16 protein-coding genes are annotated in these 14813 nt (G+C 71.7%); 7 read left to right on the plus strand and 9 right to left on the minus strand.

The genetic code is table 11. The features are described 5' to 3' along the window. Positions 1–49 precede the first annotated feature (49 nt). From ACFP2V_RS14400 to ACFP2V_RS14410, 3 genes are all read right to left on the minus strand, one after another. Complete coding sequence (locus ACFP2V_RS14400) at positions 50–316, minus strand: TM2 domain-containing protein (protein ID WP_381211045.1); 267 nt, start codon at positions 314–316, stop codon at positions 50–52. A 230-nt stretch (positions 317–546) separates the two neighbouring features. Continuing rightward, positions 547–963 carry a DUF2752 domain-containing protein gene (locus ACFP2V_RS14405; RefSeq protein WP_381211048.1) on the minus strand — a complete coding sequence of 139 codons (417 nt, stop codon included), beginning with the start codon at positions 961–963 and terminating at the stop codon, positions 547–549. Beyond that, positions 956–1456 (minus strand): TM2 domain-containing protein, encoded by a 501-nt coding sequence (locus tag ACFP2V_RS14410; protein ID WP_381211051.1) that lies wholly within the window; start codon positions 1454–1456, stop codon positions 956–958. The genes ACFP2V_RS14405 and ACFP2V_RS14410 overlap by 8 nt, the downstream gene beginning before the upstream one ends. A 166-nt stretch (positions 1457–1622) precedes the next feature. Between ACFP2V_RS14410 and ACFP2V_RS14415 the strand changes: the two genes are divergently transcribed. Beyond that, positions 1623–2033: a VOC family protein gene (locus tag ACFP2V_RS14415; protein ID WP_381211054.1), complete on the plus strand. Its 411-nt coding sequence runs from the start codon at positions 1623–1625 to the stop codon at positions 2031–2033. A 325-nt stretch (positions 2034–2358) separates the two neighbouring features. Next, the gene (locus ACFP2V_RS14420) at positions 2359–3198 is read left to right on the plus strand and encodes a TetR family transcriptional regulator (protein WP_381211057.1); all 840 of its coding nucleotides are present in this window, start codon (positions 2359–2361) and stop codon (positions 3196–3198) included. 584 nt (positions 3199–3782) lie between these two features. On the opposite strand, the gene ACFP2V_RS14425 is transcribed toward ACFP2V_RS14420, so the two are convergent. Together ACFP2V_RS14425 and ACFP2V_RS14430 are read right to left on the minus strand one after the other, a co-directional pair. Then, positions 3783–5126, minus strand: coding sequence for a metallophosphoesterase (locus ACFP2V_RS14425; RefSeq protein WP_381211060.1), 1344 nt, complete (start codon positions 5124–5126; stop codon positions 3783–3785). A gap of 24 nt (positions 5127–5150) precedes the next feature. Next, positions 5151–5399: an SCO4848 family membrane protein gene (locus tag ACFP2V_RS14430; protein ID WP_381211063.1), complete on the minus strand. Its 249-nt coding sequence runs from the start codon at positions 5397–5399 to the stop codon at positions 5151–5153. A 172-nt stretch (positions 5400–5571) separates the two neighbouring features. Here ACFP2V_RS14430 and ACFP2V_RS14435 point away from each other — a divergent pair, with 172 nt between their 5' ends. Continuing rightward, positions 5572–6939, plus strand: a complete 1368-nt coding sequence (locus tag ACFP2V_RS14435) for a D-alanyl-D-alanine carboxypeptidase family protein (protein WP_381211066.1) — start codon at positions 5572–5574, stop codon at positions 6937–6939. Here the strand turns inward: ACFP2V_RS14435 and ACFP2V_RS14440 are convergent. Next, positions 6887–7798 carry a YihY/virulence factor BrkB family protein gene (locus ACFP2V_RS14440; protein ID WP_381211069.1) on the minus strand — a complete coding sequence of 304 codons (912 nt, stop codon included), beginning with the start codon at positions 7796–7798 and terminating at the stop codon, positions 6887–6889. The two genes, ACFP2V_RS14435 and ACFP2V_RS14440, sit on opposite strands and share 53 nt — an antisense overlap. A gap of 125 nt (positions 7799–7923) precedes the next feature. On the opposite strand from ACFP2V_RS14440, the gene ACFP2V_RS14445 reads away from it, so the two are divergent. Beyond that, a complete protein-coding gene (locus ACFP2V_RS14445; protein WP_381211072.1) occupies positions 7924–8721 on the plus strand; it encodes a decaprenylphospho-beta-D-erythro-pentofuranosid-2-ulose 2-reductase in 798 nt (265 codons plus the stop codon). A 22-nt stretch (positions 8722–8743) separates the two neighbouring features. Here ACFP2V_RS14445 and ACFP2V_RS14450 read toward each other — a convergent pair whose 3' ends face one another. Together ACFP2V_RS14450 and trpS are read right to left on the minus strand one after the other, a co-directional pair. Beyond that, complete coding sequence (locus ACFP2V_RS14450; protein WP_381211075.1) at positions 8744–9322, minus strand: 2'-5' RNA ligase family protein; 579 nt, start codon at positions 9320–9322, stop codon at positions 8744–8746. Positions 9323–9544: 222 nt separating this feature from the next. Further along, positions 9545–10558: a tryptophan--tRNA ligase gene (trpS, locus tag ACFP2V_RS14455; protein WP_381211078.1), complete on the minus strand. Its 1014-nt coding sequence runs from the start codon at positions 10556–10558 to the stop codon at positions 9545–9547. A gap of 131 nt (positions 10559–10689) precedes the next feature. On the opposite strand from trpS, the gene ACFP2V_RS14460 reads away from it, so the two are divergent. From ACFP2V_RS14460 to ACFP2V_RS14470, 3 genes are all read left to right on the plus strand, one after another. After that, entirely contained in the window at positions 10690–11247 is a 558-nt protein-coding gene (locus tag ACFP2V_RS14460; protein WP_381211081.1) for an RNA polymerase sigma factor, read from the plus strand. Next, positions 11244–12140 (plus strand): hypothetical protein, encoded by an 897-nt coding sequence (locus ACFP2V_RS14465; RefSeq protein WP_381211084.1) that lies wholly within the window; start codon positions 11244–11246, stop codon positions 12138–12140. Before ACFP2V_RS14460 ends, ACFP2V_RS14465 begins: the two co-directional genes overlap by 4 nt. A 181-nt stretch (positions 12141–12321) precedes the next feature. Continuing rightward, positions 12322–13032 carry a hypothetical protein gene (locus ACFP2V_RS14470; RefSeq protein WP_381211087.1) on the plus strand — a complete coding sequence of 237 codons (711 nt, stop codon included), beginning with the start codon at positions 12322–12324 and terminating at the stop codon, positions 13030–13032. Positions 13033–13095: 63 nt separating this feature from the next. Here ACFP2V_RS14470 and ACFP2V_RS14475 read toward each other — a convergent pair whose 3' ends face one another. Beyond that, the gene (locus ACFP2V_RS14475; RefSeq protein WP_381211090.1) at positions 13096–14544 is read right to left on the minus strand and encodes a glycine hydroxymethyltransferase; all 1449 of its coding nucleotides are present in this window, start codon (positions 14542–14544) and stop codon (positions 13096–13098) included. Positions 14545–14813: the final 269 nt, after the last annotated feature.

The raw sequence follows: 14813 nt of genomic DNA on the forward strand, positions 1-14813 counted from the left end.
CCGCGCCTGTGCGGGCGCCTCGCCGGCCGCCGGAGCGGCCGATGCCGCGTCAGCCGCGAAGAACGCGGCCCTGCTTGTCGGTGCGGTCGTTGCTCACGAGGAACATGACGCCGTCGATCAGCGCCCAGAGGCCGAGGCCACCGCAGGTGAGCAGCTGGGCGATGCCGATGCCCACGGAACCGACGTAGAAGCGGCCGATGCCCAGGGTCCCCAGGAATATCTGGAGGATACCGGCGACGATCTTCGACTTGTCGGAGTAGGGACGGCCCTGCGGGTCGTAGCCGTAGGGGGCCTGGGGGCCGGCGGGAACGGTCATGGCGCTGCTCCTGGAACGGGGTGGGACGGGCCGGGCGGCTTGCCCGGACGGCTCAGGAGGAAGTACCGAGGACACGCGTACGGATGCGCGCGACCATGGCGCCGCACCCCACCGGTTCGCAAACCGTCCCCCCTGCGCGAGAGGAACGCATGGGGCATTTTCTTCGAACGGATGAGCGGGGAGTCGAATGTTCCCGTTCCGTGATCAATCCGGTCCGGTTCCCGCACTTTTCACATGCGGTTGCGGGCCACCGTCCAGGCCACCGCCGCCGCGAGGATCAACACCTGGGCCCAGGGCGCGATCCGGGGCGCCCAGGCACGGCCGCGCAACCCCTCCAGCGTCCAACGCCCCCACAGCGCCAGCGCGAACGGCGCGGCGAGCAGCAGGGCCCTGTTGTCCAGCCAGGCGGCGGCGAACTGGCCGTGCATCAGGTCGTACACCATGCGCGTACCGCCGCACGCCGGGCACAGCAGGCCGGTGACGGCCCGCAGCGGGCATCGGGGCAGGAGGTGACCCGGCTCGTGCGGGTCGGTGCCCCACAAGTAGGCGGCGCCCACGGCACCCGCCGCCAGCACCGCGACGGGGGCAGCCGCGGGATGCCACCGCGAGTGCCCCCGGGACGGGACCGGACGGGCCTGTTCAGCCACGCAGGATCCGCCCCTGGGCGTCCGTGCGGTCGTTGCTGACCAGGTACATGATGCCGTCGATCAGCGCCCAGAAGCCGAGCCCGCCGCAGGTGAGCAGCTGGGCGATGCCGATGCCGACCGAGCCCGTGTAGAAGCGGCCGATGCCGAACGAGCCGAGGAAAAGCTGGAGGATACCGGCGACGATCTTCGACTTGTCGGAGTAGGGACGCCCGTAGGGGTCGTACCCGTAGGGCGCGCTCGGGTCGAAGGCGAACCCGGGGGGCTGCTGGAACCCGGGCGGGGACGGGTATCCGCCGGGGGGCGGCGGATAGGCACCGGGGGGCGGCGGGTAGCCGCCGGGAGCCTGGGGGCCGCCGGCGGGCTGCTGGGGGCCATCGGCGGGTTGCTGGGGGCCGGGCTGCGGGTAGCCGTAGGGGCCGGACGGGCCGGCTTTGTCGAAGTTCGGGGGGCCGAAGCCGGGCGGCGTGGACGGCTGCTGCGGCTGCTCGCTCACAGTGGGTCTCTCCTGAAAGATACGGATAACTGTCGGTCATCTTGCAGGACTCGAGCGGTAATGAGAAGTCGGATCCCGGCGGCGGCCGCCCACCCGGACGAGTGACCCTCCGCCGCCCAACCACCACTTCTGCCCACTTTGTACAGATACCGCCTAATGTGACGTCATGTCAGACGATGAGTCCTACGAACTGCTTGGGTTCGACCATGTGCTGCTGCCCGTCGGGGACCTCGACGAGGCCGTCGGATTCTACGAACGGGCCGGGTTCCCGGTCGGCTTCCGGCTGGACGAGGCCGGGATCGTCCTGCTGAAGGTGGGCGGTGAGACGCCCGGGGTACTGCTGCGGCACGAGGAGGGCCTGGGCTGCCGGCCACCGGCCTGGCCCTCCGCTCGGATGTGGCTGGAGGTGCCGGACGCCCGCGTCGCCGCCGAGGCGCTGGAGAGCGCTGGGATCGGTCTGCTCGACGGGCCGTTCTCGAGCGCCACCGGCTGGACCGTCGAGTTCGCCGACCCCTGGGGGAACGTGGTCGGCCTGACCGACTACACCAAGCGCCCGCAACTGGGCCGACGGCCGTAGCGGCGGTCGGCACGGGTGCCGCACCCCTCGTCGGCGCGGCCCCGCGGCCACAGGGGGCCCGCGAGCCCGGCATGTCCCAACGGCAGGCCCCAGGGTCTTTCGCTTGGACCGGGCCGGATCGGGCCGGATCAGGCCGGATCAAGCCGGATCAGGGAGCGGGGCCCGGTGCTGGGAGCACCGCCCACGCCCTTCAGACAGTGGGGGGCTCGCAAGGCGCAGGAGGAAGCCAGGGCAGGGCCCTGGGGACCGACGACAACGCGGCGAGGCGCGGTGCCGGACCCCGCGAGCCCGGCCTGATCCATACGAGAGGCCCTAAGCTCTGTCCGTGTCCGTGAAGAACGACGGTCCCGGTGACGGTGCCGCACTCAGCAAGTCCGAGCAGACCCGCGCCCTGATCCTGGAGACGGCCATGCGGCTGTTCCAGGAGCGCGGGTACGACAGGACGACCATGCGGGCCATCGCCGCGGAGGCCGGGGTCTCCGTCGGCAACGCGTACTACTACTTCGAGGGCAAGGAACACCTGATCCAGGGGTTCTACGACCGGATCGCCGCCGAGCACCAGCGGGTGGCCCGGGAGACCCTGGAGCACGAGACCGACCTGGAGGCCCGGTTCGCGGGCGTGCTGAAGGCGTGGCTGGACATCGCCACGCCGTACCACGAGTTCGCGGTGCAGTTCTTCAAGAACGCCGCCGACCCGGACAGCCCGCTCAGCCCCTTCTCCCCCGAGTCGGAGCACGCGCGCAGGGAGGCGATCAGCGTCCATCAGGAGGTGCTGGCCGGTTCCAGGGCCAAGGTGCCCCCGGAGTTGCGGGAGGCGCTGCCGGAGCTGATGTGGCTGGCGCAGATGGGTCTCGTCCTGTACTGGATCTTCGACCGTACCGAGGGCCGTGAACGCAGTTACCGCCTCGCCGAGCGCGGCGCCCGCATCACCGCGCGGGGCGTCGCCCTGGCCCGTTTCCGGGTCCTGCGCCCGCTGGTCCGCGAGGTCCACGACATGTTCACGGAGTTCCTGCCGGGGATGACCAAGATGCTGCCGGACCCGGCGAAGGACCGGGGGGCACCCCCCGGAAACGACGGGACGGCCCGTGGAGCACCCGCCGGGAACAAAGAAAATCCTCACGGGACGCCCTCCGGCAGCGACGGGCGCCCCGGTCCGGTCGGTTGACGGCGTCCCCCTCGCCGGGGGCGAGTTCCACGTCGTGCACCGGCGGGCCGCCGAGCACCGTCACCTGCCCCGGGCGAGGGCTGGGGCAGGTGACGGTGACACCGCCGGTACGGGCGGAGGCGGCGGTGCCGGCGAGGGAGGGGCTGAACGCGGCGAGGGAGGGGCCGGACGGGACGCACAGCGCCACCGGCACCGCCGGGGAGGCGCGGCCTGTTCCGGGGAGCGCCCTGGAGCCCGTCCCGATCACCGCACGGGCCGTCGCCGATACGGTCTCCGTGGCCCGACGGGGGAAACCCGGGCCCGGCTGGGACCTGTCCGGTGCGGGTGGACGCGGCCCGCGCGTCCGGCGGTGGGTCGGTGCAACCCGCCGCGACGCCGGAAAGAGCGCCGATGCGGTGGCCCGGGTACGGGGTTCCCTGCTCCGGGAGCTCGGGGGAGGGGAGGGAAGGCGTGCAGGCCCTCACGCCGTCGGTCCGACCGGCCGACCGGACGACCCCGGGGCGGCACCGCGGGCCCGGGGGCCCGGGGTCCCGGGGGCCGCACCGCAAGCCCGGGGCGGTCCCCGGGAGCCTGCGGTGCGGCCGTCAGGTCTGCTTCGACGCCAGTTCGATCACCGTGATGTCCGACGGCGCGCCGATCCGGGTCGGCGGGCCCCAGGCGCCGGCACCGCGGCTGACGTACAGCTGGGTGTCGCCGTAGCGGTCCAGGCCCGCGAGGGTCGGGTTGGCGGCGGCGGCGAGGTAACTGGCGGGCCAGAGCTGGCCGCCGTGGGTGTGGCCGGAGAGCTGGAGGTCGACGCCGTGGTCGACGGCCTCGTGGACCATCACCGGCTGGTGGGCGAGGAGCACGCACGCGCGGGCCCGGTCCCGGTCGCCGAGCGCCCGCGCGTAGTCGGGGCCCTGGCCGTCGCTCTCGCCGGCCAGGTCGTTCACCCCGGCGAGGTCGAAGTGCGGGAGTTCCGTGCGCGCGTTCTCCAGCGGGTTCAGGCCGAGCCGGCGCACCTCGTCGACCCACTCCTCGGCACCGGAGAAGTACTCGTGGTTGCCGGTGACGAAGAAGGAGCCGTGACGTGCCTTCAGCTGCGCGAGCGGGGCCGCGGCCGGGCCGAGTTCCTTGACCGTGCCGTCCACCAGGTCGCCGACGACCGCGATCAGGTCGGGCTGGGTCGAGTTGATCGTGTCGACGACCCTCTGCGCGAAGCCCCGGCCGAGGACCGGCCCCAGGTGGATGTCGCTGACCACGGCGATCCGGTAACCGTGCGCCGCGCGCGGCAGCTTGGCGAGCGGCACGGTGACCCGCTTCACCTGCGGTCCGCGCACCACGCCGTACGTTCCGTACCCGACCGTCCCGACGGCCGCCGCGGCGGCGGCCCCGGCGACCACCCGGGAGACGAACAGCCGCCGGGAGGGACCGGCGGGGGCCTTCGAGGTGGCGGGTTCATCGGGTTCATCGGGGGCATCGACGGCGGGGGCAGGGGGCGTGGTACCGGTCGGCGCGGGGGCGTCCGCGTCCGCCGGCTGTGACGTTCCCCGTGCGGCCGCGGCGGCCGTCGCGCCCACCGGTATCGGCGTCGGCTCCTGGCTCGGTGGCGTTGCCGTGCGCCGCGCCCGGCGCTCCAGGACCCGGCGCAGCACCGGGCGGACGGCCTCGCCCGCGAGGACCGCGAGGACCAGGTAGAGGCACAGGGCCAGCCAGAGGTAGCCGGGCCAGGCCAGGACCTGCTTGAGCCAGAACGGGGCATCGCTGCGTGTGGCGAAGAACGCCGCGAAGGTCACCGCCCAGCCTCCGGCGATCACCACCGCGCCGACGCGGCGCACGGCGCCCGGAGCCCTGGTCGTGTCGCGGAACAGACGGCGCCACAGGTACCAGTTGCCCGTCACCAGGACGGACAGGACCAGCAGCGCGACGAGTACGAAGACGATGACCACGGTGCGGTGTTCCCCAGGTTTCCGTTACGACGTCCGTGACGTCCGGCTCAGTGCGCGCAGACCACGCAACCCGATGCCTCCGATGACCGTCCCCCATACGAAGGAAACGACGGCCAGCAGCAGATGGACCCAGAAATACGTCGTCGGCTCGCCGTCGTCGAAGGCGAGCCCGCTGCCGTCCTTGACCAGGTTCTTGACGAAAGTGATCCAGATGATCCAGCTCCACACCCCGAAGGCGAGCAGGAACCAGGAGACGGGGCGGCTGAGTTTCACCAGATCTGACCTTTCATCGCAACGCCGGGCGCCCGGATTCGGCCGGGGCTCCGGGGGTCGTCCCCCGGGCGGGCACGGCATGGATCCAGTATCACCGGCCGGTGTCCGGTTCCGTTCGCGGGGTGGGGAGGGAGTGGGGACTTCCTCAGGCACTGCATGTACGTTTCCGACCGTGCTCGCACCCAAAAACTCCATCCGGCTTTCGTTGCTGGTCACTTCCGCCATATTGCTGTCCACCGCGCTGACCGCTCCCGTCGCCCTCGCGGCCCCGAGCCCGTCGTCCAGCCCTTCGTCCGAGCCCTCGGCCGGTTCCTCGGCCACGGCCGACCCGTCGAAGGAGTCGAAGGAGTCGAAGGGCTCGAACGGCTCCAAGGCCGCTCCCCCGGCGAAGATGTCGACGGTGGGCGGCACCCGGCTCGGGCAGGCGGGGACCCAGGTCAATCTCGCGAGCGGCGTGCCGGTGCTGCCGAAGGGCCTGTCGGCCCGGTCCTGGATCGTCGCCGACGCCGAGTCGGGCGAGGTGCTCGCCGCGCACAACGCGCACTGGCGGCTGGCCCCGGCGAGCACCCTGAAGATGCTGTTCGCCGACACCCTGCTGCCGAAGTGGCCCAGCTCGTCGGAGCACAAGGTCGAGTCCTCCGACCTGGCCGGTATCGGCTCCGGTTCCAGCATGGTCGGGATCAAGGAGGACGAGACGTACACCGTCCACGACCTGTGGCTCGGCGTCTTCCTCCGCTCGGGCAACGACGCCGTGCGGGTGCTGGCCGCCATGAACAAGGGCGTCGAGAACACCGTCGAGGAGATGAACGAGCACGCCGAGGAGCTCCAGGCCCTCGACACGGTCGTGGTGAGTCCGGACGGCTACGACGCCGAGGAGCAGGTGTCGTCCGCGTACGACCTGACCCTGATCGCCCGTTCCGGACTGCAGAAGAAGGACTTCCGGGAGTACGCCTCGACCGTCCGCGCGGACTTCCCCGGTGAGACGAAGAAGAACAAGAAGGGCAAGAAGGTCCGCGAGTCCTTCGAGATCCAGAACACCAACCGGCTGCTGTCCGGCGACTACGACGTTCCCGTCTACGAGGGCATCGCGGGGGTGAAGAACGGCAACACCACCAACGCGGGCGCCACCTTCACCGGGGTCGCCGAGCAGGACGGCAGGGTCCTGCTCGTCACCGTGATGAACCCGGAGAAGAAGGAGAGCAACAGGGTCTACAAGGAGACCGCGAGGCTGTTCGACTGGGGGTTCAAGGCAGCCGGCAAGGTCGATCCGGTGGGTGAGCTGGTGCCGCCCAGAAGCGCCGCGCAGGCCGATGTCCGGCCGGCCGCCAGTGCCTCCCCCGGCGAGGCGGGCGGCGCGGGTGAGGGCGCGCTCGGCGCCGCGGGCAGCAAGCCGGTGGCGGGTGCCGCGGCCGGGGCCGGCGGCATCGGGACCGCGCTCGGCGTCACGGGCGGGGTGCTGGTGCTGCTCGCGGGCGGGGCGTTCCTGGTCAACCGCCGCTGGCCGTTGCCGGATCTGGTGCGCCGCCGTCCGCGTCCGTGACCGCTGTTCCCTCCTGGCTCTGCGTCGCCGTCCAGGCGGCGCAGAACACGACCAGTTTCATGGTGAAGTTGATCCATAGCAGCAGGGCGACCGGGACACCGAACGCGCCGTACATGCTCTTCGCGGCCACGCCCTGCATATAGCCGCTGAGCAGCAGTTTCAACAGTTCGAAGCCGACCGCGCCGATGAGCGCGGCCACGATCAGACTGCGGCGGGCGGGCTCGACGCCGGGCAGCAGCGACAGGACGTACAGCAGAAGCAGGAAGTCGGCGCCCACGGCGACGGCGAAGGCCGCGACCCGCAGCACGATCCCGCCCCAGCCGCCCTTCTCCAACCCGATGGCGTCACTGATCCGGCCGACCGCCGTCGAGGCGACCGTGGAGGCGACCAGGGTGACCAGGACCGCGCCGCCGAGCCCGACGAGGATGCCCGCGTCCTTGGCCTTGCGCAGGGCGGGGTTCTCCTCCGGGTCGGACAGCTCCCACACCGCGCGCAGGCACTCCCGCATCGATCCGGCCCAGCCGATGCCGGTGAACAGCAGGGCGGCACCGGCGATGAGGCCGATGGTGCCGGCGTTCTCCACCAGGTTCCCGATGTCCAGCTGGTCGGAGATGCCGGGCACCTGCTCGGCGATCTTCTTCTGGAGGGTGTCCTGCTGCCCCTGGCTGAGCATGGCGGCGCCGATCGCGGCGGCGACGGTGAGCAGCGGGAACAGTGCGACGAAGCTGGTGAACGTCATCGCGGCGGCCAGCCGGGTCCAGTGCACCCGCTCCATCCGCTCGTAGGACCGCCACGCGTGCGTGAGCATCAGCCGCGTGAGCCACGGGCCGACGACCGGGAGTTTCTTCAGCCAGTCCATGAACCGCCTTTGCCCCTGCGGGGGAAATCCCATGTCCGGAGCGACATCCCATTAATCACCCGTTCCGGGGAGTGGCGCAAGGTTTCAAAACCAATCGTCCATATAGGGGCGATACGGTCACCGACATGCCTGATGACACCGTCTCTCCCACGGGATGGGGCCGCATCGCTCCCGCCGCGGCCCGGCTGCCCCGCTCCCTGCTCGTCCTCGGCGGTACGTCCGAGATCGCGCTGGCCACGGCGCGCCGGCTGATCGCCCGCCGCACCCGCACGGTGTGGCTGGCGGGCCGGCTCTCTCCCGCGCTGGACCGGGCCGCGGAGCAGTTGCGCGGCCTGGGCGCCCAGGTGCGCACCGTCGCCTTCGACGCCCTCGACCCCGCCTCCCACGAGAGTGCCCTCGGCAAGGTCTTCACGGACGGTGACATCGACATGGTGCTGCTCGCCTTCGGCACCCTCGGCGACCAGGCCCACGACGAGCGGTCGCCGCAGGCCGCCGTCCGGGTCGCGCAGACCAACTACACCGGGGCGGTCTCGTCGGGCCTCGTGTGCGCGGGCGCCCTCCAGAACCAGGGGCACGGCTGCCTGGTGGTGCTGTCGTCCGTCGCCGGCGAGCGGGCCCGCCGCGCGGACTTCATCTACGGCTCCAGCAAGGCCGGCCTGGACACCTTCGCCCAGGGTCTCGGCGACGCGCTGTACGGCACGGGCGCGCACGTCATGGTCGTACGTCCCGGCTTCGTCCGTACCCGGGCGACCGCCGCTCTGCCCGGGGCACCGCTCGCCACCACCCCGGAGGCGGTCGCGACGGCGGTCGAGCTGGGGCTGCGCCGCCGCGCGGAGACGGTGTGGGTGCCGGGCAGGCTGCGCGTGGTGATGTCGGTGCTGCGGCACCTGCCCCGGGCGGTGTTCCGGCGGTTGCCGGTCTGAGTCCTCACGGCCCGGAGGTCGGTCAGTGCGCGGTGACGGAGCCGCGGTCGGTGTGGTCGGGCTGCGGGGGCACCACCAGCGAGCCGAACGGGAACTTCCGCAGCTTGCGCCACACCCCGTCGGCACCCTGTTCGTAGAGCGCGAATCCGGTGCAGGGCCACCGCGCCTCGTAGTCGGCGAGTTCCTCGAAGGCGCGGTCCATCGCCGCCTCCTCGATGCCGTGCGCCACGGTGACATGAGGGTGGTACGGGAACTGCAGCTCACGCGCGACGGGACCGGACGCGTCGCGGACCTGCTTCTGCAGCCAGGTGCAGGCCTCGACGCCCTCCACGATCCGGACGAACACCACGGGTGACAGTGGCCGGAAGGTGCCGGTGCCGGAGAGCCGCATGAGGAACGGGCGGCCGGTCGCGGCGACCTCGCTCAGATGCGTCTCGATGGCCGGCAGGTCGCCCTCGTCGACCTCCGTCGGCGGCAACAGGGTGACATGCGTGGGGATGCAGTGAGCAGCGGCGTCACCGAAGCCCGCGCGCAGCTGCTGAAGCCGGCTGCCGTGAGGCTCCGGGACCGCGATCGACACACCGATCATTACGGTCCCCACGTCGTCTCCTTCGTTTCCGTCGTAGCCGTCGTTTCCGTTGTCGTGGTGGTGCCGGTCCGGCACACAGCGGGTGGCCGCCGAGGCGGCCGCCCTTGTACCGACTGTACGACCACGGCCCGCTCCCGGGCAGGCGCAGCCGGAGTGATGTACGGCGCTCACCCGGTGGTACGAATCGGTGCCGGGCCCGCGTTCAGTTCCGTGGTGGCCGGGGCCGGGGCCGGGTCAGTGCTTGGCGGGCAGGAAGCCCACCCGGTCGTAGGCCAGGGCGAGGGTCTCCGCGGCGACGGCGCGGGCCTTCTCCGCACCCTTGGCCAGGATCGAGTCGAGTGTCTCGGGGTCGTCGAGGTACTGCTGGGTGCGCTCCCTGAACGGAGTCGCGAACTCCACCATGATCTCGGCGAGGTCCGTCTTCAGCGCGCCGTAGCCCTTGCCGGCGTAACGCTCCTCCAACTCGGCGATGCCCGCTCCGGTGAGGGTCGAGTGCACCGTGAGGAGGTTGCTCACACCCGGCTTGTTCTCGACGTCGTAGCGGATCACGGTGTCGGTGTCGGTGACCGCGCTCTTCACCTTCTTGGCGGTGACCTTCGGGTCGTCGAGGAGGTTGATGAGGCCCTTCGGCGTGGACGCCGACTTGCTCATCTTGATCGTCGGGTCCTGAAGGTCGTAGATCTTCGCCGTCTCCTTGAGGATGTACGGCTTCGGGACGGTGAAGGTCGGGCCGAACCGGCCGTTGAAGCGGTCGGCGAGGTCACGGGTGAGCTCGATGTGCTGGCGCTGGTCCTCGCCCACCGGCACCTCGTGCGCCTGGTAGAGCAGGATGTCGGCGACCTGGAGGACCGGGTACGTGAACAGGCCGACGGAGGCCCGGTCGGCCCCCTGCCTGGCGGACTTGTCCTTGAACTGGGTCATGCGGGAGGCCTCGCCGAAGCCGGTGAGGCAGTTCATGACCCAGGCGAGCTGGGCGTGCTCGGGCACGTGGCTCTGGATGAAGAGCGTGCAGCGCTCCGGGTCGAGCCCGGCGGCCAGCAGCTGGGCGGTGGCGAGCCGGGTGTTGGCCCGCAGCTCGGCAGGGTCCTGCATGACCGTGATCGCGTGCAGGTCGGCGAGCATGTAGAACGCGTCGTGCGTCTCCTGCAGGGCCACCCACTGGCGGACGGCGCCGAGGTAGTTGCCGAGGTGGAACGAGCCTGCGGTGGGCTGGATTCCGGAGAGCACGCGAGGACTTTCAGAGGCCATGGCCCCTATTCTCTCAGGTTCCCGAGAGCGGTCCGGAACCGACCGGAAACAGGTGGGAACCGATCCGCCTCCGGCGGTGTAACAAGAGTGTGGGGGCGCGGGAGGGGGGCCGCATCGTCGATGAGACCGCGGTGATCGCACGCGTACGCGCCGGGGAGCCGGAGGCGTACGCGGAGCTGGTGCGGGCCCATACGGGCATCGCGCTCAGGGCAGCCACCGCGCTCGGGGCGGGTGCGGACGCGGAGGACGTGGTGCAGCAGGCCTTCGTCAAGGCGTACTGCGCGCTGGGCCGGTTCCGGGACGACACGGCGTTCCGGCCGTGGTTGCTGTCGATCGTGGCCAACGAGACGAGGAACACCGTGCGCGCGGCGACGCGCCGGTACACCCTCGCCGGCCGTGAGGCGGCGTTCGTGAAGGCGGAGCCGGTGATACCGGAATCGGCGGATCCGGCGGTGGTGACGCTGGAGACGGAGCGCCGGGCCGCGCTGACGGCCGCCTTGGAGAAGCTGAGCGAGGAGCATCGCCTGGTCGTCACCTACCGCTATCTGCTGGAGATGGACGAGCGGGAGACCGCTCAGGCCCTGGACTGGCCCCGGGGCACGGTGAAATCACGTCTGAACCGCGCCCTGCGGAAGCTGGAGCACCTGTTGCCGGACTTCCGGCCCCGGAAAGGGGGTGACCTGACGTGAGCGAGCCGTACGGCGGTGAGGGAGGCGGCGTCGGGCGCCGGCGCGCCGAGGCCGCCCGACTGAGGGAGGAGCTGCGGGCGCTCGGCCGGTCCATGGACGGGACGGGAGGGGTCGGCGGGCCCGAGTCGATGGTCGAGCGGGTGCTGGCGCAGATAGTGGCCGAGGAGGTGCCTGTTCCGGTGGCCGCAGCGCAAGGTGCCGGGGAGCGGCTGCGGGTGGTGCGTCGCTGGACGCGGGCACGGTGGCGGTCGCTGGCCGCCACGCTGTGCGGGCTGCTGACGGTGCTCACGCTGACGCCCCCGGTGCGGGCGGCGGTGTCCGACTGGTTCGGCTTCGGTGGGGTGGAGGTGCGCTACGACCCGTCGGCGGTGCCCTCCGAGGGCGCCGAGGTGCCGGACTGCGGGCCGTCGGTGTCGCTCGGCCGGGCGGAGCGGCAGGCGGGGTTCGCGCCGCTGGTGCCGAAGGCGCTGGGCGCTCCCGACGCGGTGACGGTGAGCGCTCTGCCGCGCGGCCGGTTCCTGGTGAGCCTGTGCTGGCGGGAGCGGGGGCGCACGATCCGGCTGGACGAGTTTCCGGCCCGGCTGGACGTCACGTTCCTCAAGAGTGTGCGCGAGCAGCCCGAGTGGACGTCGCTGGGCGGGGACCGCGCCGGAGGTGGCGGGGTGCCGGATCCGGCGCTGTGGTTCCCGCGGCCCCACCTTCTGAGTTTCTGGCTGGTGGACGCGGACGGTCACCGTTTCACCCGGAAGGAACGCACGGCCGGGCCGACGCTGCTGTGGCCGGGGGGCGGCGGAGTGGCCGACGGGGGGAACGCGCGTGAGGTGACGCTGCGACTGGAGGGGGAGGCGTCCAAGGCGCGGGCGCTGGAGATCGCGGAGTCGGTGGGGCCGTGAAGCCGTGAAGCCCATGGAATCCGGGTGGTGGGGCCCTCCGGTGGGGTCTCGAATTGGGGGCCGCCGGTTGGGAACCCCACCGGGTCGGGCGGTGTACCAGAAGTGACAGGCGGCTCACGGGCGGGCCGCACGGGAATCGACCGGCCGAGTGGGGGTCCGGATGCACCGGTGGACGGGAAGGATGCGACACCTCGCGGCGAGCGTGGTGGTGGCTGCGGCGCTGGCCTTGACGATGTGGGGAGCGTCGCCGGCCTCCGCCGGGGGGCCGACGAGCGTGCTGGTGGTCTCGCCGGAGAGCGAGGAAACGGCGTCGCTGTACTCCTCCGACGAGGAGTACGGCATGCTGGAGCGACTGCTCGGCCCCGTCGGCAAGGGCACTCGTGAGAGGCCGCCGGATGCGGCCTCGGCCTCGGCCCGGCTGATCAATGTGACGTGGATGGTGCACGACGTGACACCGTGGCGCGTGGACCGGGTCTTCCTGGCGGACATGGGCCAAGACGTGTGGATACACACGGCGGGGCACCTCGCCGAAACGCCGAACGGCCTCTGGCACCGCGCCGAGTACCCGTCGGATGTGCACAAGTTCCTGTTCGAGCTGGGTGTGATGGGCAAGACGACAGGCACGGGATCGGCTCCCGGGATCTACCCGGCACCGTGGGAGACGGAGCAGGCCGGGGCGGGGACGGACCAGGGTGCGGCCTCGGCGGCCTCCGAGACCCGCGCCATGCCGGCGACGGGCGACGGCACCGACTGGTGGTGGGCGATACCGGGCCTGGTGTCCGGAGCGGCACTGGCCCTGGTGCTGCGCCCGTACGTGACGCGGTTGCCGCTGATCCGCCGGCGGGAGGACCGGGAGGATCCGGGACCGAGGCAGGAGCTGCTGGACGCCTGACGACGTCCCACGGCGGCCCGGCACATGGCCGGACCGCCGTGGGACGCGTCGAGGAGGAACTCCTCAGCCGAGGTCGATCTCCGGGTAGAGCGGGAAACCGGCGACGAGATCGGTGGCGCGGCGGGAGATCTCGTCCGCGATCTTCGCGTCGAGGATGTGCTGGGCCTTGGAGGGGGCGCCCTTGCTGGTGGTACCGGGCTCCGTGCTGGTCAGCACACGGTCGATGAGGGCGGCGACCTCGTCCATCTCCGCTGTGCCCAGGCCGCGCGTGGTCAGCGCGGGGGTGCCGATGCGGATGCCGGAGGTGTACCAGGCGCCGTTCGGGTCGGCCGGGATGGCGTTGCGGTTGGTGACGATGCCCGACTCGAGCAGGGCGGCCTCGGCCTGCCGGCCGGTGAGACCGTAGGAGGCGGCGACGTCGATCAGGTTGAGGTGGTTGTCGCTGCCGCCGGTGACCAGGGCGGCGCCGCGGCGCATCAGGCCTTCGGCGAGGGCGCGGGAGTTGTCCACGATGCGCTGCGCGTAGTCCTGGAAGGCGGGCTGCCGGGCCTCCGCCAGGGCGACCGCCTTGGCGGCCATGACGTGCGGGAGCGGGCCGCCCAGGACCATCGGGCAGCCGCGGTCGACCTGGTCCTTGAGGGAGTCGTCGCACAGGACCATGCCGCCGCGCGGACCGCGCAGTGACTTGTGGGTGGTGGTGGTGACGATCTGGGCGTGCGGGACCGGATCGAAGTCGCCGGTGAAGACCTTGCCGGCGACGAGACCGGCGAAGTGCGCCATGTCGACCATGAGCGTGGCACCGACCTCGTCGGCGATCTCGCGCATGATCCGGAAGTTCACCAGCCGGGGGTACGCGGAGTACCCGGCGACAATGATCAGCGGCTTGAACTCGCGGGCGGAGGTGCGCAGGGCCTCGTAGTCGATGAGACCGGTGGCCGGGTCGGTGCCGTAGGAACGCTGGTCGAACATCTTGCCGGAGATGTTCGGGCGGAAGCCGTGGGTGAGGTGGCCGCCGGCGTCCAGGGACATGCCGAGCATGCGCTGGTTGCCGAAGGCGCGGCGCAGCTCGGCCCAGTCGGCGTCGGAAAGGTCGTTGACCTGGCGGACGCCGGCCTTCTCCAGGGCGGGGACCTCGACGCGCTGGGCGAGCACGGACCAGAAGGCGACCAGGTTGGCGTCGATGCCGGAGTGCGGCTGGACGTAGGCGTGGCGGGCGCCGAAGAGCTCCTTGGCGTGCTCGGCGGCCAGCGACTCGACGGTGTCGACGTTGCGGCAGCCGGCGTAGAAGCGGCGGCCGACGGTGCCTTCGGCGTACTTGTCGCTGAACCAGTTGCCCATCGCCAGGAGCGTGGCCGGGGAGGCGTAGTTCTCGGAGGCGATCAGCTTGAGCATCTCGCGCTGGTCGGCGAGCTCCTGGCCGATGGCGTCGGCGACGCGCGGCTCGACGGCTCGGATCACGTCGAGGGCGGAGCGGAAGGCGGTGGAAGCGGTGGAGAGGGGCTCGGCGGGCATGAGGGACCTCCGGACGTGGCGTTCGGGTTTCACGGCATGGCCCAGGCGCACGGCACTCGTACCGGGCCCTGAGCGTGGCCCGGGGGCCGCTCCCCGATGGTCGGTCCCATCCCAGCACGCCAGTCACGGCCCGCCGGTCAGCCTACCGGGCGACGCGGAGTGCCGTGGTGGGGTGTCCGCCATGCGAGCGGGCGCGTCTGCCCGGCGGCTGCGGGCTGCGGGCTGCACGTTCGGTGTGGCTGGTCGCGCGGTTCCCCGCGTCCCGTGAA

It is taken from the genome of Streptomyces incanus (assembly GCF_042656345.1).
In the GTDB taxonomy this organism is placed as follows: Bacteria; Actinomycetota; Actinomycetes; order Streptomycetales; family Streptomycetaceae; genus Streptomyces; species Streptomyces incanus.

Coding starts and splice junctions, on each gene's coding strand:
- ACFP2V_RS14440 (WP_381211069.1), bottom strand. CDS start 7,798: ATGGACTGGCTGAAGAAACTCCCGGTCGTCGGCCCGTGGCTCACGCGG.
- ACFP2V_RS14470 (WP_381211087.1), top strand. CDS start 12,322: ATGCGACACCTCGCGGCGAGCGTGGTGGTGGCTGCGGCGCTGGCCTTG.
- trpS (WP_381211078.1), bottom strand. CDS start 10,558: ATGGCCTCTGAAAGTCCTCGCGTGCTCTCCGGAATCCAGCCCACCGCA.
- ACFP2V_RS14415 (WP_381211054.1), top strand. CDS start 1,623: ATGTCAGACGATGAGTCCTACGAACTGCTTGGGTTCGACCATGTGCTG.
- ACFP2V_RS14445 (WP_381211072.1), top strand. CDS start 7,924: ATGCCTGATGACACCGTCTCTCCCACGGGATGGGGCCGCATCGCTCCC.
- ACFP2V_RS14400 (WP_381211045.1), bottom strand. CDS start 316: ATGACCGTTCCCGCCGGCCCCCAGGCCCCCTACGGCTACGACCCGCAG.
- ACFP2V_RS14475 (WP_381211090.1), bottom strand. CDS start 14,544: ATGCCCGCCGAGCCCCTCTCCACCGCTTCCACCGCCTTCCGCTCCGCC.